Consider the following 24,856-nt stretch of genomic DNA (forward strand, 5'->3'; position numbering starts at 1 on the left):
AGCGCAACATGACTACCTCTACCCTGCAACACAATGATAATAAAGCCGTTGAAGTAGAAAACCGGGTGATCAAAAAGCTGTTCCGCCGCCTGATTACCTTCCTGTTTGTTCTCTTTGTTTTCTCATTTTTGGATCGCATTAATATCGGCTTCGCCGGCCTGACGATGGGTAAAGATCTCGGCCTGACCTCCACCATGTTCGGCCTGGCGGCGACGCTGTTCTACGTCACCTACGTGCTGTGCGGGATCCCCAGCAATATCATGCTGGCGAAAGTCGGCGCGCGCCGCTGGATCGCCGGGATCATGGTGGTCTGGGGGATCGCCTCGACCTGCACCATGTTCGCCACCAGCCCGCATACGCTGTACATCCTGCGCATGCTGGTCGGCATCGCCGAGGCTGGTTTTCTGCCGGGGATCCTCGTCTATCTGACCTGGTGGTTCCCGGCCTACCATCGCGCCCGCGCCAACGCCCTGTTTATGATCGCCATGCCGGTGACCATGATGCTCGGCTCGATACTTTCCGGCTATATTCTGGCGCTCGACGGCCTGTGGAACCTGAAAGGCTGGCAATGGCTATTTCTGCTGGAAGGCCTGCCGTCGGTGGTGCTCGGCGTCGTCACCTGGTTCTTCCTCAACGACACGCCGGATAAAGCCAACTGGCTGGATAACGAAGAGAAACAGGCGCTGATGGCGATGATCGATCGCGAACGGGAACATGCGGCGATCGTCCCGGCTTCGCCGCGTTCCACGCTGCGCGAAGTACTGACGCCAGCGGTGCTGATGTATACCCTCGCCTACTTCTGCCTGACCAATACCCTCAGCGCCATTAATATCTGGACGCCGCAGATCCTGCAGAGCTTCAACACCGGCAGCAGCAACATCATGATTGGCCTGCTGGCGGCGATCCCGCAGTTCTGCACTATTTTCGGCATGATCTGGTGGAGCCGCCGATCCGACCGCCGCAAAGAGCGCAAGATGCATACCATCCTGCCCTACCTGTTCGCCGCGGCGGGTTGGCTGCTGGCTTCGGCAACGCACCACAGCCTGATCCAACTGATCGGCATTATTATGGCTTCGGTGGGATCCTTTACCGCGATGGCCATTTTCTGGACCACCCCGGATCGGGTGATCAGCCTGCAGTCGCGCGCGGTGGCGTTGGCGGTGATCAACGCTATCGGCAACGTCGGCTCTGCCGTCAGCCCGCTGTTGATCGGCATTTTGCGTGATACCACCGGCAGCTTTAGCTCCGGGCTGTGGTTTGTCGCCGGATTACTGATCGTCGGCGCGCTGGTGCTTACCCGCATTCCAATGAGCCAGCGTGAGGACGCCGCCGCCGCGCCGGGATTAGCGGCGCAAAAAGGCCACTAAGGAGCGGGTATGTGCCAGCATTCCATCGCCAACATCGACATCAATAAAGATTACGACGAGAGTCTGGGTACCGAAGAGGTGCACTACCAGTCGTTCTCCCGCATGGCGGCCTTTTTTGGCCGCGACATGCAGGCGCATCGCCACGACCGCTATTTCCAGATGCACTACCTTGATACCGGACAGATTGAGCTGCAGCTTGATGACCATCGCTATTCGGTGCAGGCGCCGCTGTTTGTGATAACGCCGCCCTCGGTACCGCACGCCTTTATTACCGAGTCCGATAGCGATGGCCATGTGTTGACGGTCCATGAGGAGCTGATCTGGCCGCTGCTGGAGGTACTTTATCCCGGCACGCGGGAGACCTTCGGCCTGCCGGGGATCTGCCTGTCGCTGGCGGATAAACCCGACGAGCTGGCGGCGCTGGCCCACTACTGGCAGCTGATTCGCCGGGAATCTACCGCCCAGTTGCCGGGGCGGGAGCATACCCTGGCGCTACTGGCGCAGGCGGTCTTTACCCTGCTGCTGCGTAACGCAAAGCTCGACGATCACGCCGCCAGTGGGATGCGCGGCGAGCTGAAGCTATTCCAGCGCTTTAACCAGATGATCGACAGCCACTACCATCAGCACTGGACGGTACCGGATTACGCCAGGGAGCTGCATCTGACCGAATCGCGGTTGACCGACATCTGTCGCCGCTTTGCCAACCGTTCGCCGAAGCGGCTGATATTTGACCGTCAGCTGCGCGAGGCGAAGCGCCTGCTGCTGTTTTCCGATAGCGCGGTCAATGAGATTGCCTGGCAGCTGGGGTTTAAAGACCCCGCCTATTTTGCGCGCTTTTTTAGCCGCCAGATCGGCTGCTCGCCCAGCAGCTACCGGGCGCAAAAAGTACCGGTGTCGTAATACCCCGGCGGCGCTGCGCTTGCCTGGGCTACAGACCGTAGGGCGGGTCAGCGCCGCGCCAGCCGGTAAAAGTTGCAGAGATCACAAAATTCACTCCCGCCTGAAAAGTACCCGCCGTTGTCGCAAACGTCCCTTCACGACAAGCGCCATAACCGCTTCAATTAAACAACAAAAACAAAACATATATTTAACATCATTATTCCGATAAATACTGAAGAGGCCCCTATGAAACCTGAAGATTTCCGCGCCGACGCGAAACGCCCGTTAACCGGTGAAGAGTATTTAAAAAGCCTGCAGGATGGCCGCGAAATTTATATCTACGGCGAGCGCGTGAAAGACGTCACCACGCATCCGGCCTTCCGTAATGCCGCGGCCTCCGTCGCTCAGCTGTACGATGCGCTGCATAAACCGGAGATGCAGGATTCCCTGTGCTGGGGCACCGATACCGGCAGCGGCGGCTACACCCATAAATTCTTCCGCGTGGCGAAAAGCGCCGACGATCTGCGCCAGCAGCGCGACGCCATCGCCGAGTGGTCGCGCTTAAGCTACGGCTGGATGGGCCGCACCCCGGACTACAAAGCCGCCTTCGGCTGCGCGCTGGGCGCCAACCCGGCGTTTTACGGCCAGTTCGAGCAGAACGCCCGCAACTGGTACACCCGCATTCAGGAAACCGGCCTGTACTTTAACCACGCTATCGTCAACCCGCCGATTGACCGCCACAAGCCGGCTGATGAAGTGAAGGATGTCTACATCAAGCTGGAAAAAGAGACCGATGCGGGGATCATCGTCAGCGGCGCGAAAGTGGTCGCCACCAACTCGGCGCTGACCCACTACAACATGATCGGCTTCGGCTCCGCACAGGTGATGGGCGAGAACCCGGACTTCGCGCTGATGTTCGTCGCGCCGATGGATGCCGAAGGCGTCAAGCTTATCTCCCGCGCCTCCTATGAGATGGTCGCCGGCGCGACCGGATCGCCGTACGACTATCCGCTTTCCAGCCGTTTCGACGAGAACGACGCGATTCTGGTAATGGATAAGGTGCTGATCCCATGGGAGAACATACTGATTTATCGCGACTTTGACCGCTGCCGCCGCTGGACCATGGAAGGCGGTTTCGCCCGCATGTACCCGCTGCAGGCCTGCGTGCGCCTGGCGGTAAAACTCGACTTTATCACCGCCCTGCTGAAACGTTCTCTGGAATGTACCGGCACCCTCGAATTCCGCGGCGTGCAGGCCGACCTTGGCGAAGTGGTGGCGTGGCGCAACATGTTCTGGGCTCTGAGCGATTCCATGTGCTCGGAAGCAACGCCGTGGGTCAACGGCGCATGGCTGCCGGATCACGCCGCGCTGCAGACCTATCGCGTGATGGCGCCGATGGCCTACGCCAAGATCAAGAACATCATCGAGCGTAACGTCACCAGCGGCCTGATTTATCTGCCGTCCAGCGCCCGCGATCTGAACAACCCGCAGATCGATCAGTATCTGGCGAAGTACGTGCGCGGCTCCAACGGTATGAATCACGTTGAACGCATCAAGATCCTCAAACTGATGTGGGACGCCATCGGCAGCGAATTCGGCGGCCGCCATGAACTGTATGAGATCAACTACTCCGGTAGCCAGGATGAGATTCGCCTGCAGTGTCTGCGCCAGGCGCAGAGCTCCGGCAATATGGACAAAATGATGGCGATGGTCGACCGCTGCCTGTCCGAGTACGACCAGAACGGCTGGACGGTGCCGCATCTGCACAATAACGCTGATATCAACATGTTGGATAAGCTGCTGAAGTAATTCACAGCGGGAGGTCATAATGCAATTAGATGAACAACGCCTGCGTTTTCGCGATGCCATGGCCAGCCTGTCGGCTGCGGTTAACGTTGTCACCACCGCAGGCGAAGCCGGCCGCTGCGGCATTACCGCCACGGCGGTATGCTCGGTGACGGATACGCCGCCATCGGTGATGGTTTGTATCAACGCCAACAGCGCGATGAACCCGGTGTTTCAGGGTAACGGCAAGTTGTGCATCAACGTGCTGAGCCACGAACAGGAAATCATGGCCCGTCATTTCGCCGGGATGACCGGGGTGACGATGGAAGAGCGGTTTGCCCTCAGCGGCTGGCAGCAGGGCGCGCTCGGGCAGCCGGTGCTGAAAGGTTCGCTGGCCAGTCTCGAAGGCGAAATTAGCCAGGTGCAAACCATTGGTACCCACCTGGTGTATCTGGTGGAGATCCGCAATATTACCCTGAGCCCGCAAGGGCACGGCCTGATTTACTTTAAACGCCGTTTCCACCCGGTGATGATGGAAATGGAAGTCGCAGTCTAAAATCCGCGCCCAGGTTTACTTATCGCCCGATACGTAAACCTGGCGCTTAATATGCGTCATCTCACCCGCCAGCCTTATTCAACAGCGCGACATGAAGCCCAATCAAAACGTCCACCGCCGCGGAAATTTTGTTCCCGGTAGTCAGCAGGTAATGTTAAGTGCCAGCCTTTTCGCCTGGCGGTACAGGCAATAACCGGAAATTGCGAATAATCTATAGCGTCATGAATAAATTGTTGTTTACCTATATTTGTTAAAAAAGCGTCTCCCCGATTCCAGATGGCTTTTTTTAACTTGATATTCCAGGTCTGATAGCTTTCACCAGCAATTGTATAACCTTCACCTTCAGGCGCTTTTTTGGTCCAGTCAATCTCGCCGCCATCGTATAAATATTGCCATACAGCATAGCGTTCAAGGGTAAACTGGCTGGGTAAAGTACTGACATTTTTAGAATCGATTTTATCGAGTAATTGCGGATTCGCTAACAGTAGCGCCATGGCTTTATGCATGTAACCCAACATAATATCGGGATGTTCGGGCACTCCCTCTTCTGCTTCAAACAAAGAGATATAAGCGAGATAGAGCGCATCATCACGCACTTTTTGACCGTTCGCCGCGGCGTTGGCGACGATTTTCGCCGCCCGATATTGTAAACTTCCCCAGGATTCCTCACCGCTAACAGGCCTGTAGCGATTATTGTATTTTTCTCCCGTCAGGTAGCCCTGAGCTGCATTTAAATCGTTAGCGTTTAACGCCGATTTAGCGCGCTGATGGTCGGATAAGGTCATTATATTGCGCCCCGTATTTCTGGCAATATAATACGACTGACGACAATCAGAAAGGATCATAACCATAATGACCATGGCAATACTTCTAAAAAAAATCTTATATATTCTCACCGTTAAGTCCTTTAATTTATTTATAAATATAATGTTTGGAAACTTGTCTCGGTTCGATGTATAGCAAAACGGTTACCCGACCTTTTTTATAAGTACGTTGCCAGGTTGAACAATTTTTTATTTTATTCAGATCTAATCTTTTATTATACCACTCCTGCTGTTTTGCAATGCAGGCGGAAAGACTTTGATAGAATTTCCCTTTTTCTGCAATGAACTCTTCTTTGATTGTCGCTGGCCCATATTCTCGTTCAAGAACCTTAACTTCCTCATTATATAAGGCGAGTGCTTCCCGGCCATCATCAACTTTATAGGCCTGCTGACTGGAATCAACATCAGCGCTAACAAAAACACTTTTCAGCCCTTTATTCTTATCGAAATAAAGCTTCATCTCCTGATATTTCAACGCCCCCACTTCCTGGGGAGTCAGCGTTGAGATAATCAGATCCGGGTCTTTTCCGGCATAATTGATATCTGATACCTCCAGAGAATATAAAGGCGTGTTTCTGGCCTCATCGTAACTCATCCCCCAGCGCAAATTATAAGGGGCTGCCGGCTCATCAACAGCCTGATGTATCTCTCTTGCATGAGCATATGTTAAGTAAAAAGCACTGGCGATGATCATTATCTTTACAAATTTCATAACTCGAATTCCCTTTGTTAAACGCTATCCATACGACATGGCAAAGTCAGCATAATATCAAAATACCTCTACTTGAAATAAAGATAGTGATCTGCGGGTGATAAAAATCGTTATCCTCAGTTTGAAAGCATATCTTTGAGATGCGCAGAATAATAATGTGAGCTTAATCACACATTTACGCGCTCTCGTACTCATATCTAACCGCTTACCCCCGCAAGTAACCGCTTAACCCCCTATACAACCACTCACCGATTTACCCAACTTTACGCGCGCGCTGTTCTGGCAAGATCGGAGGCAGCCTAGCTAATCAATACCTCCATCAACCCTTACTTAAAACCAGACGGCTTCGGCCAATTATTCATCTAATTAACGCCAGGTTTTACTATGGATACCAAAAAACTATTCAAGCACATACCCTGGGTGATTCTTGGAATCATCGGGGCATTTTGCCTCTCAGTCGTCGCCCTGCGCCGCGGTGAGCACGTCAGTGCCCTGTGGATCGTCGTCGCATCGGTTTCTGTGTACCTCGTCGCCTACCGTTATTACAGCCTGTACATCGCGCAGAAGGTGATGAAGCTTGACCCGACGCGCTCCACGCCGGCGGTCATTAATAACGATGGCCTGAACTATGTGCCAACCAACCGCTACGTGCTGTTTGGCCACCACTTTGCCGCGATCGCCGGCGCCGGCCCGCTGGTCGGCCCGGTACTGGCCGCGCAAATGGGTTATCTGCCGGGTACCCTGTGGCTGCTGGCCGGCGTGGTGCTGGCGGGCGCGGTACAGGACTTCATGGTGCTGTTTATCTCCTCGCGGCGTAACGGCGCCTCGCTGGGTGAGATGATTAAACAGGAGATGGGGCCGGTTCCGGGCTCTATCGCCCTGTTCGGCTGCTTCCTGATTATGATCATCATTCTCGCGGTGCTGGCGCTCATCGTGGTGAAAGCGCTGGCGGAAAGCCCGTGGGGCGTGTTTACCGTCTGCTCGACGGTGCCTATCGCCCTGTTTATGGGGATCTACATGCGCTTCCTGCGCCCAGGCCGCGTCGGTGAAGTGTCGGTTATCGGTATCGTGCTGCTGGTGGCCTCTATCTGGTTCGGCGGCGTGATTGCCCACGACCCGTACTGGGGCCCGGCGTTGACCTTTAAAGATACCACTATCACCTTTACCCTGATTGGCTACGCGTTCATTTCCGCGCTGCTGCCGGTATGGCTGATTCTGGCGCCGCGCGATTATCTGGCCACCTTCCTGAAAATCGGCGTGATCGTCGGCCTGGCGCTGGGGATTGTTATCCTCAACCCGGACCTGAAAATGCCGGCAGTGACCCAGTACATTGATGGTACAGGTCCGCTGTGGAAAGGCGCCCTGTTCCCGTTCCTGTTTATCACCATCGCCTGCGGCGCGGTCTCCGGCTTCCACGCGCTGATCGCCTCCGGTACTACGCCGAAGCTGCTGGCCAACGAAACCGATGCCCGCTTTATTGGCTACGGCGCGATGCTGATGGAATCCTTTGTTGCAGTCATGGCGCTGGTTGCGGCCTCGATTATCGAACCGGGTCTCTACTTCGCGATGAACACCCCGCCGGCGGGCCTGGGCATCGTCATGCCGAACCTGCATGAAATGGGCGGTGAAAACGCGGCGATGATCGCAGTGCAGTTGAAAGAAGTGACCGTCCACGCGGCGGCGACCGTCAGCTCCTGGGGCTTTGTGATTTCACCTGAGCAGATCCTGCAGACGGCGAAAGATATCGGCGAACCTTCGGTACTGAACCGCGCTGGCGGCGCGCCGACGCTGGCCGTCGGTATCGCCCACGTATTCCATAAAATCATCCCGATGGCGGATATGGGCTTCTGGTACCACTTCGGTATCCTGTTTGAAGCGCTGTTTATCCTCACCGCGCTGGATGCGGGTACCCGCGCAGGCCGCTTTATGCTGCAGGATCTGTTGGGTAACTTCGTGCCGTTCCTGAAAAAAACCGACTCGCTGGTCGCCGGGATTATCGGTACCGCCGGCTGCGTCGGGCTGTGGGGCTACCTGCTGTATCAGGGCGTGGTCGACCCGCTGGGCGGCGTGAAGAGCCTGTGGCCGCTGTTCGGGATCTCTAACCAGATGCTGGCCGCCGTGGCGCTGGTGCTTGGCACCGTGGTGCTGGTCAAGATGCAGCGCACCAAATATATCTGGGTCACCGTTATCCCGGCGGCATGGCTGCTGCTGTGCACCACCTGGGCGCTGGGCCTGAAGCTGTTCAGCAGCAACCCGCAGATGGAAGGCTTCTTCTTTATGGCTCAGCAGTATAAAGAGAAGATTGCCGCCGGCGGCGAGCTGACCGCGCAGCAGATCGCCAACATGAACCATATCGTGGTCAACAACTACACCAACGCCGGCCTGAGTATTCTGTTCCTGGTGGTGGTGTATAGCATCATCTTCTACGGCATCAAAACCTGGCTCAATGTCCGCAACAATAAGGTGCGTACCGACAAAGAGACTCCGTATGTGCCGGTACCGGAAGGCGGCGTGAAGACCTCGTCACATCATTAACCCTGATGCCGGATAGCGCTACGCGTATCCGGCCTACCAAAAGCGCATTAACGTAGGCCGGATATGGCGCTAGCCGCCATCCGGCTTTATTCGTTATCTGGAACTTATAATGTTTGGTAACTTAGGTCAGGCAAAAAAATATCTCGGTCAGGCGGCAAAAATGCTGATTGGCATTCCGGATTACGACAACTACGTCACGCATATGCAAACCAACCATCCGGATCAGCCGTACATGACTTATGAAGAATTCTTCCGCGAACGCCAGCAGGCCCGCTACGGCGGCGACGGCAAAGGCGGCGTACGCTGCTGTTAATGGAGGCAATAATGGCACCGATTGCAGTCACCCTACTCACCGGTTTTCTCGGCGCAGGAAAAACCACCCTCCTGCGCCATATCCTCAATGAGCAGCACGGTTTCAAAATCGCCGTAATTGAAAACGAATTCGGCGAAGTCTCCGTTGACGATCAGCTCATCGGCGACCGCGCCACGCAGATTAAAACCCTGACCAACGGCTGTATCTGCTGTACACGCTCCAACGAACTGGAAGACGCCCTGCTCGATCTCCTCGACAGTCGCGATCGCGGCGAAATCGAGTTTGACCGGCTGGTGATTGAATGCACCGGCATGGCCGACCCGGGGCCGATTATCCAGACCTTTTTCTCCCATCAGGTGCTCTGCGAGCGCTATCTGCTGGACGGCGTGATCGCCCTGGTTGACGCCGTCCATGCCGACCAGCAGATGGATCAGTTCACCATCGCCCAGTCGCAGGTCGGCTACGCGGACCGGATCCTGTTAACCAAAACCGACGTCGCCGGCGACACCGAAAAGCTGCGTGAACGGCTGGCGCGCATTAACGCGCGGGCGCCGATTTATACCGTCATTCACGGCGATATCGATTTAAGCCAGTTGTTTAACACCAGCGGTTTTATGCTGGAAGAGAAGGTTGTCAGCGCCACACCGCGCTTTCATTTTGTGGCAGAAAAACAGAATGACGTCTCGTCGATTGTGGTCGAGCTCGACTATCCGGTGGATATCAGTGAAGTTTCACGGGTAATGGAAAATCTGCTGCTCTCCTTCGCCGAGCAATTGATGCGTTATAAAGGCATGCTGTGGATCGACGGCGAGCCAAATCGCCTGCTGTTCCAGGGCGTGCAGCGCCTCTACAGCGCCGACTGGGATCGCCCATGGGGCGATGAAACGCCGCACAGCACGCTGGTGTTTATCGGCATTCAGTTGCCGGAAGAGGAAATTCGCGCGGCGTTTGCCGGGTTACGACGCTAACCTGCCCGCCTGCGCCCTAAGGCGCAGGCCCCCTTCTCTCTGAGACCTCGTCAAAAACAGGGACCAAACGTCGGCAGCGCGTCGAAAAATGTAAAGCAACGTTTTAATAAGTAACAGTAGAAACATTTTTGGAAATTATAAGAAACTGAATGAATAGGCCCCTTAATAATTAATGACTGCTCTGTTCAGTTTCTGTTTAGCCCACCAATTAAACCACGGCTAAACAGGCTAAATTTGATGATTGACCTCGCCGTAACCCAACGTCATTACAACATTTTCAAAACACCTTCCTGACAAAACCAGCATAAAAAATCGACGCAAGTCACATTTGCAGAGGTAAACATCGCTTGTTAAGGTTCCCTCAGACAACTTTATTGACGAGGAGTAAACCATGAGAAAGCTTAACATCCTTATTCTTGCAGCCCTGACCGCGGTCTCTGGTTCCGCCATGGCGGTGGGGTTTACCGTTGAACAGGGTAAAAACTTCACTAATCTGAATATGGAAATGGGTAAATCCTCTTCTGGCCTGTACGCCGAAAGCCACTGGCTGAAGAATACCGATGATGGTAGCCAGACCGGCGGCGTGGGCGCGGGTTACAACCTGGAAGTGGGCCCGGTGATGCTCAACGCCGGCGCGAAAGCCATCTACCTCGGGCCGAAAAAAGGCGATAACGGCGTCGCGTTTCCGGTCGGCGGCGGAGTGAACGTGGCCCTGACCGACAGCATCCACGTGTTTGGCGAAGGGTATGTCGCGCCGGATGGTCTGAACAACAGCGTGAAAAACTATGTTGAAGCGAACGGCGGCGTGAGCTGGTCTCCGATTGGTCCAGTGACGTTGAAAGTGGGTTACCGCCATGTGAGCGTTGACGGTAAAGAGGGTCGCCCGAACCACACCCTGATTGATGGCGCCTATGTGGGCGGCGGGGTCACCTTCTGATTATGGTCAACGCCCCGCGATAAAGTTAAGGTGCGCTGAGCATTAGCCATAAAAAAACCTGCCGAATGGCAGGTTTTTTTATGGCCGGGTCATAGGCTTAGCGGCGCACCACCACCAGCTTCTGGTTCACAAACTCTTTGATGCCGAGATCGGAGAGCTCCCGTCCGTAACCGGAACGCTTCACGCCGCCAAACGGCAGCTCCGGCGCGGTATCGGTGAGCCAGTTGATATAAACCATTCCGGTTTCAATGGCGGAGGCCATCCGTTTGGCGCGTTCGATATCCTGACTGAACACCGCGCCGCCCAGACCATAGTGGGAATCATTGGCCAGCTGGATTGCCTCCTCATCGTTTTTCACCACGTAGATCTGCGCCACCGGGCCAAAGAACTCTTCGAAGTACGCCGGATTATCACGGGTGATACCGGTCAAAATGGTGGGTTCAAAGAAATTGCCTTCTCGAGCCACCGCTTTGCCGCCCAGATGCAGCTTAGCGCCATTTTTCACCGCCTCGTCCACCTGTTTGCTTAGGGTATCCAGCGCATCTTTGGAAGAGAGCGGCCCCAGCGTGGTGCTTTCATCCAGCGGATCGCCGATTTTCACCTGGCGAAACGCCTCGCTAAATTTTGTCAGGAACGCATCCGCGATATTTTCGTGCAGGATAAAGCGCTTGGCAGCGGTACACACCTGGCCGGCGTTGTTCAGCCGCGCCTGGACGCCGATTTTCACCGCGCGCTCCAGGTCGGCATCGTCCAGCACGACAAACACATCATTGCCGCCCAGTTCCAGCGTTGATTTCTTAATATGCTTCGCCGCCTGCGCCGCCACCACGCTGCCGGCTTTCTCCGACCCCGTTAGCGCCGCGCCCTGCACGCGATCGTCAGCGATAATCTTCGCCACCTGATCCTGGGAGATAAACAGGTTGGTCCACGCCCCCTCCGGAGCGCCGGCCTCACGCACCAGATGGGCAAAGGTCTCCGCGCAGTGCGGCACAATGCTGGCGTGTTTGGCGATAACCGGGTTACCGGCCGCCAGGTTTGGCGCCAGGACGCGCATCAGCTGGTAATAGGGGAAGTTCCACGGCTCCACCGCCAGTAAGACGCCAATGGGATGGTGCTCAACCCAGGCTTCACCCAGTTCGGAGGGATACTTCACCGGCGCCAGGAACGATTTGGCGTTATCGGCGTAATAGCGGGCGATCTGCGCGCAAAGTTTCACTTCGCCGCGGCTCTGCTTAATGAGTTTCCCCATCTCCTGGCTAGCGATTTTTGCCAGCTCCTCCGCCCGGCTATCGATCAGATCCGCCAGCTTATGCAGTACCGCCAGCCGCGGTTCAATATCGCCTTTTGCCCAGGCAGAATGGTAGAGCGCATCCGCCTGCTGCAGCGCCGCCTCCACATCCGCATCGCTGTGCGCCGGGTACGTTTTAATAAGCTGATTGTTCGCAGGATTCACCGTCTGATAGGCCATATCGCATGTCTCCTTGTTATCGCTACTAAGGCAGTCAAAAATGCCGTTAAGGATATTAAGGGTAGTCGAGATGGCTGGCGATGCGGGTAAAGTTAGGTATATCCGGAATATTCCATAAAGAGGCTAACCGGGGCGACCGTCAGTCCGCCCCGGCGTTATCAATGCGCCAGCGCGGCGATCTCGTCGGCGGTCAGGCCGGTGATTTTCACCACCGTCTCGCGGGCAATGCCGTCAGCCAGCATCCTCTGGGCAATGCGCAGCGCCTCGGCATGCTGTCCTTCTTGTCTGCCTTCTTGTCTGCCTTCAAGCCGGCCTTCCCGTTTGCCTTTTCTGCGGCCCACTTCCTGTAATCTTTCAGCAATAGTCATCAATCTCTCCCTGTGCTGAGGAACCCGTTGCGCCACTTCGTGGATAAACCGGCCAAAGCGGCGCGCGTTGCCAGTCTGCAGCAGATAATTAAACAGCGTTTTTAGCTGTCTGTCATTAGCGTCCCCGCTAAGTAAAATCGTCGTCAGTTGCTCAACAATGCCCATTAAATCGCGCTGGCGAATATGCTTCTGTATCAGCTCGAGTAATGCCACGCGCCGGTGGCGAACGATCTCATCGTCGGGGATCACCGTGACATCCACCAGCGGAAAGGGCGAGATATAAAGCTCACTCGCCAGCTGTGGATCGGCAAAACAGTCCAGCCAGTTGAGTGACCACGGGTATGGCGTGGTCGCTCCGTGATAGAAGAGCATCGGCACCACCAGCGGCAGTTTTGTATGACCGCCATCAAGATGGCGCTGCATCGCGGCGATGGCGTAGCGCATCAGGCGGAAGGCCATCTGCGCATCCGGCGAGCTCTGATGTTCGATAACCACATAAATGTAGCCCTCGCCAGACGCGGTTTTGAGTGACCACAGCACATCGGAGTACCAGGCCCGCAGGCTCTCCTCGATAAAGCTTGCCGACTCCAGCTGTAAGGTATCGAGGTCGCAGTGCTGACGCAGCGCAGGCGGTAGATGGATCGCCAGAAAATCGCGCGCGGTGTCGGCCTGAGTGAGGAACTGTTTAAACACCGCATCATGCGGCGTCGAGGTGGTGCCCTTTGCCATCGGCTCATCCCTGCCTGCTTATCCTGCAGGGACTCTACATCCCAGGAATGTCTCTGGCACCCCGGAAACCGGGATTTTACATTCCGCTACGAAAACATATTTCCCCGGACTGCAAGCGTGACATCCTTTTTCGACGCGGTACGCAAATCCAGGCGGGCGACAGCCTCGGCGCAGCATGCTATAAACGGCTTATCCCCGCAGCAAAGGCCAAAGCAGTGAACCATACCCGAGATATTCCCCAAACCTTCTGGCGAGACGATCGTCTGCCGTGGCTGGAGCTGCGCAGCACCTGGCGCAGCCGCCAGGCCTATAAGCGCCACAGCCACCCCCAGCTTTCCGTAGGGGCGATTATCGAGGGGGAAACGCGCTGCCTGTGCGCTGGCCAGGAGTACCTGCTGCAACCCGGGGATCTGATCGTGATCCCGCCGCACGCGCCGCATAGCTGTAATCCGCTGCATGGCAGGCCGCGCAGCTATCACATGCTTTACCTGGACGCGACATGGTGCCACGCGCAGCGCCCGGATATTCCCCCTGGCGCCAGTATCACCTCGCCGCAGCCGCTGCTGCGCGACAGCCCTCTCTTTGCCAGTTTCCAGCAGGTTGTCGCCCTGATGAGCCGCGGGCGCCTTGAACAACTGCCCGCCCGGCTGGCGCAACTCCTGCACGCGCTGCCGCTGTGCGCCGCCGCGCCGCAGGCGCCGCATCACGCCAGCGCCCTGCTGTTTCAGTGCCTGGCGATGGATCTGCCGGCGTCGCCGTCGCTGGATAAGCTGGCCCACGACAGCGCGCTTCGTAAAGAGACCGTTATCCGCGCCGTGAAACAAGATACCGGCCTGACGCCTGCCAGTTTGATCAACATGGCGCGCATCGAATATGCGAAAACGCGCTTACGCGCCGGGGATCCTATCGCCGACGTCGGCTATCAGGCCGGCTTTGCCGATCAGAGCCATTTCCATAAAACCTTTGTCAGCTATACCGCCGCCACGCCGCGGCAGTATGCGCAAAGCAGATCAATATCTGACAATAAGTAATACGCCACCTGGCGTAGGGTGGCCTCTGCACCATTATCGAGGCCACTATGCATACCTTATCGACGCTCTTTCCCGCCGTCTTCCCGGCGCTAGCCCTGTCCCACTTTGTCGCTCTGCTCAGTCCGGGCCCTGATTTTTTTCTGCTGATCGGCTACGCCGTGCGCTACCGGATCCGCGGCAGCATCGGATTGTGTCTCGGCATCGCCGCAGGCAATGCGCTGTATATTGTGCTCGCCATCGTCGGCTGGGGGCTTCTGCGCCAGGCGCCGCTGCTTTTTTTGCTCATCGAGCTGCTGGGGGCGGGCTATTTATTGTGGATTGGCAGCCTGCTGATACGCAGCCGTCCCGCGACGCTGGCGATGGAGAGCGTTCGCGCAGCGCGTCCGGGGTTCGGCAGGCAGCTGCTGCTGGGGCTGGGGTCATCGCTGCTCAACCCCAAAAACGCCCTGTTTTATCTGGCGCTGATGACTTCCCTGCTCGGGCCGGCTGTGACCCTGCTTCAGCAAACGGTGAGCGGGCTGTGGATGGTCAGCGTGGTGTTCTTCTGGGATTTACTGCTGGTGAGCGCGATTGCGCTGCCGCAGATACAGCGCCGCCTGGGCGCCATCGTCTGGCGAGTCGAGCGGGCGGCGGGGGCGATCCTGATGCTCTTCGGCCTGGGGATTATCTGGCGATTTTTGCACGACCTCGCCGTCAGGCTATATGCTTAAGCATATGGAAAAACTCGCTGAACTGAAACGCGCCAAACTGCTGGCGCTGTCGCTGCTGCTGATTGCAGCCGCCATTTTTATCACTACCCTCGCGCTACCACCGTCGCCCTGGGTCGGTGCGCTAAAAGCTATTTCCGAAGCGGCGATGGTCGGGGCGCTGGCCGACTGGTTTGCGGTCGTGGCTCTGTTTCGCCGTATTCCGCTGCCCTTTGTCGCCCGCCATACGGCGATTATTCCGCGCAATAAAGACCGCATCGCCGACAACCTCGGCCGCTTTGTCGAGGAAAAGTTCCTTGATACCCCGTCGCTGGTCGCGCTGATCCGCCGCTATCAGCCAGCCCTGATGCTCGGCAACTGGTTCAGCCAGCCGGAGAACGCCCGACGGGTCGGCCAGCACCTGCTGCAGGTGATGAGCGGTTTTCTCGAACTGACCGATGACGCGCGCATTCAACGTCTGCTGCGACGCGCGGTGCATAAGGCTATCGATAAGGTCGACCTGACGCAGACCAGCGCCATGATGCTGGAGGGACTGACCCGCGACAATCGCCATCAAAAGCTGCTCGATTCGCTGATAAACCAACTGATTGCCCTGCTGCAGCGCGACAGCTCCCGCGCCTTTATCGCCCGCGGCATCGTACACTGGCTGGAGACCGAACACCCGCTGAAGGCCAAACTCCTACCCACCGAGTGGCTCGGCGAGCACAGCGCTGAGATGGTCACCGACGCGGTGAATACCCTGCTGGACGAGGTGACTCACGACCGTACGCATCAGATCCGTCAGACTTTTGACCGCGCCGTGCAAAAGCTTATCGATAACCTGAAATCCGACCCGGATATGGCGCAGAAGGCCGATAACATCAAAGCCTGGCTAAAAAATGATGAGACCTTTAACCACTATCTTGGCGAAGTATGGGGCGACCTGCGCGGCTGGGTAAAAAACGATATCAGCAGCGACGACTCACGTATTAAGCAGCGTATCGCCGAGGCGGGGCAGTGGTTCGGTGAAACCTTACTCCGCGACGACGCGCTGCGCGAATCGCTTAACGAACACCTGGAGCAGGCGGCGCACCGGGTGGCGCCGGAGTTCGCCGCCTTCCTCACCCGCCATATCAGCGACACAGTGAAGAGCTGGGACGCCCGCGATATGTCGCGGCAGATCGAGCTCAATATCGGTAAAGATCTGCAGTTCATCCGCATCAACGGTACCCTGGTGGGGGGAACCATCGGCCTGTTGTTGTGGCTGCTCTCGCAGATCCCCTCGCTGCTGCATCTGCATATTGGTTAGCAATGATACTATCCGAACAATAGCGCTGATAAATATTCCACAGGGAGGGCGAGATGATGCACAGGATTTCCCACTGGCTGAGCCGACACGCCGCCGCGCTGTTCTTCCCGGCGGCGTTAATTCTGTATGATTTTTCCGCTTATCTCACTACCGATCTGATCCAGCCGGGGATCCTGCACGTGGTGCGGGATTTCAATGCTGATGTGGCGCTGGCTCCGGCCTCGGTGAGCCTGTATATGGCCGGCGGCATGGCGCTACAGTGGCTGCTGGGGCCGCTCTCTGACCGGATAGGACGGCGTCCGGTGCTGCTCACCGGCGCGCTGATTTTCACCCTCGCATGCCTGGCGACCCTGTTCACCACCTCCATGACGCAGTTCCTGATTGCCCGCTTCGTGCAGGGCACCAGCATCTGCTTTATCGCCACCGTCGGCTACGTCACCGTACAAGAGGCCTTTGAGGAAAAAAGATCGATCAGACTGATGGCGGTGATCACCTCCGTCGTGCTGGTGGCGCCGATCGTCGGTCCGCTCTCCGGCGCGGCGCTGATGCATTTCATTCACTGGAAAGCGCTGTTCGGCATTATCGCCGCCATGGGATTGGTGGCCTGGCTCGGCCTGCTGTTGACCATGCCGGAGACGGTGCGCCGCGGCGATGTGCCGTTCAGCCCCCTGGGCGTGCTGCGCGATTTTCGCAACGTCTTTCGCAACCGCATCTTTTTACTCGGCGCCGCCACGCTGTCGCTGAGCTATATTCCGCTGATGAGCTGGGTGGCGGTATCGCCGGTGATTTTAATGGACGCCGGCGGACTGACCACCAGCGAGTTCGCCTGGAGCCAGGTGCCGGTCTTCAGCGCCGTTATCATCGCCAACCTGTCGGTGGCGCGCTGGGTAAAAGACCCCACCCGCCCGCGCTTTGTCCTCAGCGCGGTGCCGGTACAGATGCTCGGCCTGGCCATCCTGATCGTTGGCAATCTGGTATGGCCCCACGTCTGGCTGTGGTCGGTGGTCGGCACCTGCTTCTACGCCTTCGTCATCGGGCTGATTTTCCCGACGCTGTTTCGCTTTACCCTCTTTTCCAACGACCTGCCGAAAGGCACGGTCTCCGCCTCGCTGAATATCGTGATCCTCAGCGTCAGCGCGTTATCAATTGAAGGCGCGCGCTGGCTGTGGTTCCATGGCGGCAGACTCCCCTTCCACCTGTTGGCGGTGGCCGCCGGGATTGTCGCCGCCTGCTGCCTGGCCGGACTGTTACGCCACCAGCGCGGACAAGCGGTGATCGAAGCCCGGCAGTCGTGAGCCCTTTTACGGAGAAAGCCCCATCATGAATGACATTGAACTCAGCCAGGCGCAGCGCGACCTGCTGCGCGACAGGCTCAGCAAGTACTGCGCAGAGACCTTCGACCTCGAACTGGAGCAGTTTGACGCCGAATTTTTCGTCGACTTTATCGCCAAAGAGCTGGGGCCGCTGTTTTACAACGCCGGTATCGAAGAGGCCATCCGCACCCATCAGGCATGGAGCGAGCGTATCCAGGAAGAGATGGATTTGAAAAAGGTCTATTAACACCGCGTACAGACGCAGGAGATCAATAAAACCCTGCATACACCATGGCTATAATGGCGACTCTTTCAGCATCTCCCGTGTACGGGGAAGGAAAACCATGTCGCTTATCACCGATCTACCCGCCATTTTTGACCTGTTCTCAGAAGCTCGCCAGAAGGGCTTTCTCACCGTCATGGATCTTAAAGAGCAGAACGTACCGCTGGTGGGCACTTACTGCACCTTTATGCCCCAGGAGATCGCCATGGCGGCGGGCGCCGTTGTCGTCTCGCTGTGCTCAACCTCCGATGAAACCATCGAGGAAGCGGAAAAAGATCTCCCGCGCAACCTCTGCCCGCTTATCAAAAGCAGCTACGGCTTCGGCAAAACCGATAAATGTCCCTACTTCTATTTCTCTGACCTGGTGGTTGGGGAAACCACCTGCGACGGCAAAAAGAAAATGTATGAGTACATGGCCGAGTTCAAGGCGGTCCACGTCATGCAGTTGCCGAACAGCGCCAGCGATGCCGCCTCGCGCGCACTGTGGAAAACGGAGATCCTGCGCCTGCAGCAGGTGATTGAGGCCCGGTTTGGCACGCCGATTAGCGAGGCGGCGCTGCGCGAAGCCATCGTGTTGAAAAATCGCGAGCGCCGGGCGCTGGCCCACTTTTATCGTCTCGGGCAGCTCAATCCGCCGGCGCTCAGCGGCGGCGACATCCTGAAAGTGGTGTACGGCGCCACTTTTCGTTTCGACAAAACCGCCCTGATTGATGAACTGCATGCCATGGCGGAGCGCATCCATCAGGAGTGGCAGCAGGGTAAACGGCTGGAACCTCGTCCGCGGATCCTGATCACCGGCTGCCCGATCGGCGGCGCGGCGGAAAAAGTGGTCCGCGCCATCGAGGAAAACGGCGGCTGGGTGGTCGGCTATGAGAACTGCACCGGCGCGAAAGCGACCGAGCGCTGCGTGGCGGAAGAGGGCGACGTCTACGACGCCTTAACCGATAAATATCTCGCCATCGGCTGCTCCTGTATCTCCCCCAACGACCAGCGTCTGCAGCTGCTGAGCCAGATGGTGGAGGAGTATCAGGCCGACGGGGTGATCGACGTCATTTTGCAGGCCTGCCATACCTATGCCGTGGAATCGCTGGCGATTAAACGCCATCTGCGCCAACAGCACGATCTTCCTTACATGGCGATTGAAACCGACTATTCAACAGCGGACCTCGGCCAGCTCAGCACCCGCGTCGCCGCCTTTATCGAAATGCTGTAAGGAGCTGGCGTGAACTATACGGTTGGCATTGATTCCGGCTCCACCGCCACAAAAGGCATCCTGTTGGCGGACGGCGTCATCGTGCGCCGCTTCCTCTGCCCCACCCCCTTTCGCCCCGCCGACGCCATCCACGATGCCTGGGAGACACTGCGCGCTGGCCTCACGGAGACGCCTTTTTTAACCCTCACCGGCTATGGCCGCCAGCTGGTGGATTTTGCCGATAAGCAGGTGACGGAGATCTCTTGTCACGGCCTCGGCGCCCGCCTGCTGGCGCCGGACACCCGCACGGTGATTGATATCGGCGGCCAGGACAGCAAAGTTATCCAGCTGGACGCCGGGGGCAACCTCAGCGACTTCCTGATGAATGACAAATGCGCCGCCGGCACCGGCCGTTTTCTGGAAGTCATTTCACGCACCCTCGGCGCCAGCGTCGAACAACTGGACGCCATTACCGACGGCGTGGAACCGCACGCCATTACCAGTATGTGCACGGTGTTTGCCGAATCGGAGGTCATCAGTCTGCGGTCGGCCGGCGTCGCGCCGGAGGCGATTCTGGCGGGGGTGATTAACGCCATGGCCCGGCGCAGCGCGAACTTTATCGGCCGCTTATCGGCGCAGGGGCCGCTGCTGTTTACCGGCGGCGTCAGCCACTGCGCCGCCTTTGCCCGGATGCTGGAAAGCCATGTCGGCATGGCGGTGACAACCCATCCCGACGCCCAGTTTGCCGGGGCGATCGGCGCGGCGCTGATCGGACAGCGCCAGCGGAGGCGCGGATGACAACGTTTCTGTTTTTATTTCACTCCACGGTGGGGGTGGTGCGGATGCGCAAAGCCCTGCAGGCGGCGGGAGTGGCCTTCGAGGTCAAAGATATACCCCGCCAGCTGCGCAGCGGCTGCGGGCTGTGCATCCTGCTGGAGGGGACGGAAGCCGATGCGCGAGGCTGGATCGTCCCGGAACAGACGGCGGCGCTGTATCAGCAGAACGGGGAAGCATGGCGCTGTCTCGCCACCTTCCCACCGGCAGGTTAATCGCTCACCACAAAACGCGTCGCCGCGAAACAGTTCAGCAGGCGGTGCATGAGAAAAACCAGGGTCAGCGTCACCACCAGCGAGACCGTCACCGAGGTGATGCGGTACAGATCGCTGAACACCAGATCCTGATACGGATGCAAATTCTGGCCGAACATAATGCCGATGGTAGTGATGCTGGCGAAGCCCACCCCGGCGCCCACTTTCTCCATCACGTGTAGGCGGGCGCTGAAGGCCAGCCCGAGACCAATCAGCGGCATCATCAGGATCATGTGGTTGCTGAAATCATAGATAATCAGCTGCACCACCAGTATATAGAGACAGGCCAGCACCACCCCGACGACGCGCCAGATCGAGCTGATCACCGCCCCACGATAGTGCATCGGGAACAGGATCAGGATCCCGGCCATCAGCGCCGACAGCGAGTCGCTGAGATCGCAGATCTGAAACACCACAAAGATGATCGTCGCTACCGTACCGGAGAGCAGCGACTCATGACGGATGCGGGCGGCGTCTTTCTCAATCCGCGGCGGCGGCTTGCGCGGTTCGACGTCCGGGATCAGGTAATGCAGCAGCGCGCTCAGCGCCACGGCCATCACGCAGGCTTCCATATTGGAGAACATCAGGGTGTGCCAGTTGCTGGTGGGATAGCTCATAAAGTTGAGCATCGTGCTCTGGCACACCACCCCCATTGATCCCAACAGGAACAGCGGTCCCTGGCTCATAAAGCGGAAACGCATCACGTACAGGGCAAACACCACCAGGGTCATGATCACCGGCCACTGCGACAAATAGCCGACAATTAGCACCATTTCGACACAGTTTACCGCCGCGCTAAATATAAACTGGCGGGCGACGTGCAGGTTGAACATCGGTACCAGCGACATCAGCATCAGCGGATAAACGACGAAAAATACGCCGTACTGTACGTCGTAGAAGGTGGAGATGCTGAGCGCAATGGTCCCGGCCACGGCGATACGCACCGTCTGGCGAAAATCATTCGCCGTGTAGACGATATTGCCGTGCGGGGTAAAGACATGCGCCAGGGTATTAATAGACATAGTGCAACCAGCTCACCAGGTGGATCTGCAGGCCGGCGAAGGTGCGGGCGAAAGGTCCCTCGCTATTGTACAGCTGCACCGTAGCGCGGGCGCCGGTCGGCAGCGGTTTGTCCAGCGGCTGATCCAGCGCGACGTGAATGCGCATCCGCTGGGCGTCGCGCACCCAGCGGGTGGACTGCTCCGGCTGCGACAGCTGACCGTTCACCGCCTCCTGTCCCGCCAGAATCCCGGCGTCGCTGCTGGTCACGTGCGCCGGGAAGACTTGACCCGGCAGGGCGTCAAAGACCACCGCCGCATCGGTATTCTCCGCGGTGTGGCGCAGGCTTTTTTCGCGGAAGTCGGCGACGATGTCAGTGTTGTTGTTAACCAATGCCAGCACAGCCGTCGCCGCGGTGGCGTAGATCCCCGGGTTCAGCTGCAGGTTGCTGACCATGCCGTCAGTTTCCGCACGCACTTTGGTCCAGGCCAGGTTCAGCTGCGCCTCCTCCAGCGCATTGCGGTATTTTTGCAGGGTGACGTTGCGCTTATCGTCGCGCTCGCCGCGCTGGATCAGCAGGTTCTGGATCTGCGCGTTCAGCGCCGAGACCGACTGCTCGCTGGTCTGCCAGGTGGTTCGCACCTTATCGAGGTCGGACTGCGAGACGTTCTGCATCGTACTCAAGCGCTGGTAGCGATCGAGGGTGACCTTATCGTTACGCGCGGTGTACTGCGCGGTGCGCAGGTTGGCGCGGGCGGCGGCGATTTGCGCGTCCAGCTGCTGGTTGCTCAGTTTCGCCTGCTCGAGGGCGATCTGCGCCGCTTCAACTTTATTAATGAATGGCGTTGGGTCGAGCTCATACAGCAGGTCGCCCTTTTTCACCTGGCTGTTGTTGTGCACGTAGACGTGCGAGACATAGCCGGAGACCCGCGACGAAACCGGGGTCACCACGCGCATGACGGTGGAGTCCGGCGTCAGCGGGATCCAGATATCGGCAACGATAAACCAGGCGAATATTCCCAGAAAAGCGGCAATACTCACCCGTACCCAGCGGGCAAATTTTTGTTCAGGCGTCATCATAGTGTGTTAGATCTTGTTATCTTCTTCGCGGATATTCCGCAAACGGCAGGCGATTTGATTTAACGTGGCGCTGAAGGTGGCGAGATCGGCCTCCGGGATGGTCTGGGTTACGCGCTCCTGATAGGTCTCGATCACGCAGCTCAGTTTTTCCAGAATAGCCCGCCCCTCGGCGGTCAGCGTCAGCAGGCGAATGCGTTTGTCATATGGCGATGTGGAACGCACCAGATAGCCCTGCTTTTCCAGTAATGAGAGGGTGCGCATTAGCGGCGGCAGTTCAATGCCCTGCACCTCCGCCAGTTCGCTGACCGAGACGTTGTCTCCCAGCTGATGCAGTTGCATCAGCACCGTCCAGCTGGACTGGGTGAGTCCGGTATCGGTGATAGCGGAGTCAATAATGGCGCGCCACTGGCGCACCACCATAGCCATCCGCATCCCCAGCGGGCGGCGGGCAAACAGTTCGTCTTCAGTCACGGGTCTTCCTCTCATTATTGAGAAGAAAATAATACTTATCAGGGTAAGTATCAAGAAACGGAAGCTCGTGCCGCATCAATTGATAAATTTCGTGAATGTATCCCGGCGGCACTTTGCGCTCACCGGGATAATGAAGAAGGTTTGCCTGTAAAAAACCGCACGTTTTAATTGATCTGGTCCCGACGCAGGCCGATATCTTTCAGCTGTTCGTCGCTCATTTGCTGCAAAACTCTGCGCGTTTGCTCCTGAAGCCACCATTTTTTGATAAACCGCACCAGCAGTACGAAACCGATAAATGGCTGTCTTGCCCTGTTCTCGTGAAATTCCATCCTCTACCTCCTCACCTTGCCAGAGGCTTTATCTTCACGGATTTAGGGGTCAGGAATACAGATTCACAAAACGCTTTTCTTTAACATACAGATTAGCTAAAACGTACACCAGAGCCCAATTTTTACGCCCATCTGTACTGGTTATTCCATCTGTATGGCGGCAATTAAGGATACAGCATGACCCGCTACCAACATCTCGCTACGCTGCTGGCCGAACGCATCGAACAGGGCCTGTATCGCCATGGCGAAAAGCTGCCGTCGGTGCGCAGCCTGAGCCAGGAGCACGGCGTCAGCATCAGCACCGTCCAGCAGGCCTATCAGCTGCTTGAGCAGCAGCAAATGATTGTGCCGCAGCCGCGATCGGGCTATTTCGTCGCCCCGCGCAAAGCCCAGCCGCCGGTGCCGCCGATGTCGCGTCCGGTCCAGCGCCCGGTGGAGATAACCCAGTGGGATCAGGTGCTGACCATGCTTGACGCCCGCTACGATAAATCGATCATCCCCTTCGGCGGCGGCTCGCCGGACGTGACGCAGCCAAGCCTGAAGCCCATCTGGCGTGAACTGAGCCGGGCTATCCAGCACAACCTCACTGAGGTGTTGAACTATGACGAGCTGGCCGGGCGTCGCGAGCTACGGGAGCAGATCGCCCGCCTGATGCTCGACGGCGGATCGGTGGTAACTGCCGACGATCTGGTGCTCACCAGCGGCTGCCACAGCGCGCTGTCGCTGGCCCTGCTGTCGGTGTGCCAGCCAGGGGACATCATCGCCGTGGAATCCCCCTGCTACTACGGCACCATGCAGATGCTGCGCGGGCTGGGATTAAAGACCATTGAGATCCCCACCGATCCGGAAACCGGGATCAGCATCGAGGCCCTGGAGCTGGCGCTGGATCAGTGGCCGATCAAAGGGGTGATCCTCGTGCCAAACTGCAATAACCCTCTGGGCTTTATCATGCCGGACGCCCGCAAGCGCGCGGTGCTGAACCTTGCCCAACGCTACGATATCGTTATTTTCGAAGATGATATTTACGGCGAGCTGGCCACCGAATACCCGCGCCCGCGCACGATCCACTCCTGGGATATCGACGGCCGGGTGATGCTCTGCAGCTCCTTTACCAAAACCATCGCCCCCGGGCTGCGTATCGGCTGGATCGCCCCCGGGCGCTACTACGACAAGCTGCTACAGATGAAGTACGCCGCCAGCGGGACCAACGTCCCCTCCACTCAGCTGGCGGCCTGCAATTTTATTCGCGAAGGCCACTACCACCGCCACGTGCGGCGGATGCGGCAGATCTATCAGCGCAATATCGAGATCTACACCTGCTGGCTGCGGGAATTTTTCCCCTGCGGGATCTGCGTCACCCGGCCGAAGGGCGGTTTTATGCTGTGGGTTGAGCTCCCGGAGCAGGTAGATATGGTCTGCGTCGCCAAGCAGCTGTGCCGGCTGAAGATCCAGGTCGCGCCGGGCTCGCTGTTTTCGGCAGCGGGCAAGTATCGCAACTGCGTCAGGATCAACTGCGCCCTGCCGCCGACCGAGAAACATAAAGCGGTGATGGTGAAGCTGGGAGAAGCGGTGAAGGTGGCGATGGAGTGAATTTAACCTGTTCTCCCCGGTGGCGCTGCGCTTACCGGGGCTAC

The 24,856-nt window shown here is 57.6% G+C and carries 25 protein-coding genes; 17 read left to right on the forward strand and 8 right to left on the reverse strand.

All coding sequences use genetic code 11. The annotated features are described in order from the left end of the window. Positions 1-8 precede the first annotated feature (8 nt). The 4 genes from hpaX (at position 9) to HMPREF3140_RS19360 (ending at position 4,587) form a co-directional block, all read left to right on the forward strand. A complete protein-coding gene (gene hpaX, locus HMPREF3140_RS19345; protein WP_015959373.1) occupies positions 9-1,367 on the forward strand; it encodes a 4-hydroxyphenylacetate permease in 1,359 nt (452 codons plus the stop codon). A gap of 9 nt (positions 1,368-1,376) precedes the next feature. Next, complete coding sequence (hpaA, locus tag HMPREF3140_RS19350; protein WP_032410732.1) at positions 1,377-2,267, forward strand: 4-hydroxyphenylacetate catabolism regulatory protein HpaA; 891 nt, start codon at positions 1,377-1,379, stop codon at positions 2,265-2,267. 225 nt (positions 2,268-2,492) lie between these two features. Beyond that, positions 2,493-4,055: a 4-hydroxyphenylacetate 3-monooxygenase, oxygenase component gene (gene hpaB / locus HMPREF3140_RS19355; RefSeq protein WP_032410730.1), complete on the forward strand. Its 1,563-nt coding sequence runs from the start codon at positions 2,493-2,495 to the stop codon at positions 4,053-4,055. A 19-nt stretch (positions 4,056-4,074) separates the two neighbouring features. Beyond that, positions 4,075-4,587 carry a 4-hydroxyphenylacetate 3-monooxygenase reductase subunit gene (locus tag HMPREF3140_RS19360; RefSeq protein WP_070553068.1) on the forward strand — a complete coding sequence of 171 codons (513 nt, stop codon included), beginning with the start codon at positions 4,075-4,077 and terminating at the stop codon, positions 4,585-4,587. Between the two features lie 74 nt (positions 4,588-4,661). Here HMPREF3140_RS19360 and HMPREF3140_RS19365 read toward each other — a convergent pair whose 3' ends face one another. Together HMPREF3140_RS19365 and HMPREF3140_RS19370 are read right to left on the reverse strand one after the other, a co-directional pair. Beyond that, positions 4,662-5,372, reverse strand: coding sequence for an ascBF operon repressor (locus HMPREF3140_RS19365; RefSeq protein ID WP_002887465.1), 711 nt, complete (start codon positions 5,370-5,372; stop codon positions 4,662-4,664). Between the two features lie 127 nt (positions 5,373-5,499). Then, positions 5,500-6,123 carry a hypothetical protein gene (locus tag HMPREF3140_RS19370; RefSeq protein ID WP_032410727.1) on the reverse strand — a complete coding sequence of 208 codons (624 nt, stop codon included), beginning with the start codon at positions 6,121-6,123 and terminating at the stop codon, positions 5,500-5,502. Positions 6,124-6,507: 384 nt separating this feature from the next. On the opposite strand from HMPREF3140_RS19370, the gene HMPREF3140_RS19375 reads away from it, so the two are divergent. From HMPREF3140_RS19375 to HMPREF3140_RS19390, 4 genes are all read left to right on the forward strand, one after another. Next, complete coding sequence (locus tag HMPREF3140_RS19375; protein ID WP_016946169.1) at positions 6,508-8,658, forward strand: carbon starvation CstA family protein; 2,151 nt, start codon at positions 6,508-6,510, stop codon at positions 8,656-8,658. A gap of 109 nt (positions 8,659-8,767) precedes the next feature. Beyond that, a complete protein-coding gene (locus tag HMPREF3140_RS19380) occupies positions 8,768-8,971 on the forward strand; it encodes a YbdD/YjiX family protein (RefSeq protein WP_002887451.1) in 204 nt (67 codons plus the stop codon). An 11-nt stretch (positions 8,972-8,982) separates the two neighbouring features. Continuing rightward, positions 8,983-9,939 (forward strand): GTPase, encoded by a 957-nt coding sequence (gene yjiA, locus HMPREF3140_RS19385; RefSeq protein WP_002887442.1) that lies wholly within the window; start codon positions 8,983-8,985, stop codon positions 9,937-9,939. 391 nt (positions 9,940-10,330) lie between these two features. After that, on the forward strand, positions 10,331-10,876 hold the full coding sequence (locus tag HMPREF3140_RS19390) for a YfaZ family outer membrane protein (RefSeq protein WP_004177540.1): 546 nt from the start codon (positions 10,331-10,333) through the stop codon (positions 10,874-10,876). Positions 10,877-10,973: 97 nt separating this feature from the next. Here HMPREF3140_RS19390 and HMPREF3140_RS19395 read toward each other — a convergent pair whose 3' ends face one another. Further along, on the reverse strand, positions 10,974-12,344 hold the full coding sequence (locus HMPREF3140_RS19395) for an NAD-dependent succinate-semialdehyde dehydrogenase (protein WP_004146105.1): 1,371 nt from the start codon (positions 12,342-12,344) through the stop codon (positions 10,974-10,976). 158 nt (positions 12,345-12,502) lie between these two features. After that, positions 12,503-13,441 carry an Rpn family recombination-promoting nuclease/putative transposase gene (locus HMPREF3140_RS19400; RefSeq protein WP_021313605.1) on the reverse strand — a complete coding sequence of 313 codons (939 nt, stop codon included), beginning with the start codon at positions 13,439-13,441 and terminating at the stop codon, positions 12,503-12,505. 215 nt (positions 13,442-13,656) lie between these two features. Here HMPREF3140_RS19400 and HMPREF3140_RS19405 point away from each other — a divergent pair, with 215 nt between their 5' ends. From HMPREF3140_RS19405 to HMPREF3140_RS19440, 8 genes are all read left to right on the forward strand, one after another. Beyond that, positions 13,657-14,472, forward strand: coding sequence for an AraC family transcriptional regulator (locus HMPREF3140_RS19405; protein ID WP_021313606.1), 816 nt, complete (start codon positions 13,657-13,659; stop codon positions 14,470-14,472). 47 nt (positions 14,473-14,519) lie between these two features. Then, positions 14,520-15,182: a LysE family translocator gene (locus HMPREF3140_RS19410; protein WP_020805198.1), complete on the forward strand. Its 663-nt coding sequence runs from the start codon at positions 14,520-14,522 to the stop codon at positions 15,180-15,182. Next, positions 15,175-16,467, forward strand: a complete 1,293-nt coding sequence (locus HMPREF3140_RS19415) for a DUF445 domain-containing protein (RefSeq protein WP_004146918.1) — start codon at positions 15,175-15,177, stop codon at positions 16,465-16,467. Before HMPREF3140_RS19410 ends, HMPREF3140_RS19415 begins: the two co-directional genes overlap by 8 nt. A 53-nt stretch (positions 16,468-16,520) precedes the next feature. Further along, a complete protein-coding gene (gene mdtM, locus HMPREF3140_RS19420) occupies positions 16,521-17,762 on the forward strand; it encodes a multidrug efflux MFS transporter MdtM (RefSeq protein ID WP_032410724.1) in 1,242 nt (413 codons plus the stop codon). 25 nt (positions 17,763-17,787) lie between these two features. Further along, positions 17,788-18,027 (forward strand): DUF2164 domain-containing protein, encoded by a 240-nt coding sequence (locus HMPREF3140_RS19425; protein ID WP_002887416.1) that lies wholly within the window; start codon positions 17,788-17,790, stop codon positions 18,025-18,027. 97 nt (positions 18,028-18,124) lie between these two features. Beyond that, positions 18,125-19,276 (forward strand): double-cubane-cluster-containing anaerobic reductase, encoded by a 1,152-nt coding sequence (locus tag HMPREF3140_RS19430; protein ID WP_032410722.1) that lies wholly within the window; start codon positions 18,125-18,127, stop codon positions 19,274-19,276. A 9-nt stretch (positions 19,277-19,285) separates the two neighbouring features. Next, positions 19,286-20,053, forward strand: coding sequence for a putative 2-hydroxyacyl-CoA dehydratase activator YjiL (gene yjiL, locus HMPREF3140_RS19435; protein WP_032410720.1), 768 nt, complete (start codon positions 19,286-19,288; stop codon positions 20,051-20,053). Beyond that, positions 20,050-20,304: a putative Se/S carrier protein gene (locus HMPREF3140_RS19440; RefSeq protein WP_004177546.1), complete on the forward strand. Its 255-nt coding sequence runs from the start codon at positions 20,050-20,052 to the stop codon at positions 20,302-20,304. Before yjiL ends, HMPREF3140_RS19440 begins: the two co-directional genes overlap by 4 nt. On the opposite strand, the gene HMPREF3140_RS19445 is transcribed toward HMPREF3140_RS19440, so the two are convergent. The 4 genes from HMPREF3140_RS19445 to HMPREF3140_RS19460 all read right to left on the reverse strand — a co-directional run bounded on the left by HMPREF3140_RS19445 (position 20,301) and on the right by HMPREF3140_RS19460 (position 23,222). Next, positions 20,301-21,365 carry a DUF2955 domain-containing protein gene (locus HMPREF3140_RS19445; protein WP_002887411.1) on the reverse strand — a complete coding sequence of 355 codons (1,065 nt, stop codon included), beginning with the start codon at positions 21,363-21,365 and terminating at the stop codon, positions 20,301-20,303. The two genes, HMPREF3140_RS19440 and HMPREF3140_RS19445, sit on opposite strands and share 4 nt — an antisense overlap. Next, on the reverse strand, positions 21,355-22,422 hold the full coding sequence (locus HMPREF3140_RS19450) for an HlyD family secretion protein (protein ID WP_070553069.1): 1,068 nt from the start codon (positions 22,420-22,422) through the stop codon (positions 21,355-21,357). The genes HMPREF3140_RS19445 and HMPREF3140_RS19450 overlap by 11 nt, the downstream gene beginning before the upstream one ends. Positions 22,423-22,428: 6 nt before the next feature. Then, on the reverse strand, positions 22,429-22,893 hold the full coding sequence (locus HMPREF3140_RS19455; RefSeq protein ID WP_004177547.1) for a MarR family winged helix-turn-helix transcriptional regulator: 465 nt from the start codon (positions 22,891-22,893) through the stop codon (positions 22,429-22,431). A gap of 164 nt (positions 22,894-23,057) precedes the next feature. After that, positions 23,058-23,222, reverse strand: coding sequence for a DUF1127 domain-containing protein (locus tag HMPREF3140_RS19460; protein WP_002887388.1), 165 nt, complete (start codon positions 23,220-23,222; stop codon positions 23,058-23,060). 177 nt (positions 23,223-23,399) lie between these two features. On the opposite strand from HMPREF3140_RS19460, the gene HMPREF3140_RS19465 reads away from it, so the two are divergent. Next, positions 23,400-24,812, forward strand: a complete 1,413-nt coding sequence (locus HMPREF3140_RS19465; protein WP_002887384.1) for an aminotransferase-like domain-containing protein — start codon at positions 23,400-23,402, stop codon at positions 24,810-24,812. Positions 24,813-24,856: the final 44 nt, after the last annotated feature.

The organism is Klebsiella sp. HMSC16A12 (assembly GCF_001808265.1).
In the GTDB taxonomy this organism is placed as follows: domain Bacteria; phylum Pseudomonadota; class Gammaproteobacteria; order Enterobacterales; family Enterobacteriaceae; genus Klebsiella; species Klebsiella pneumoniae.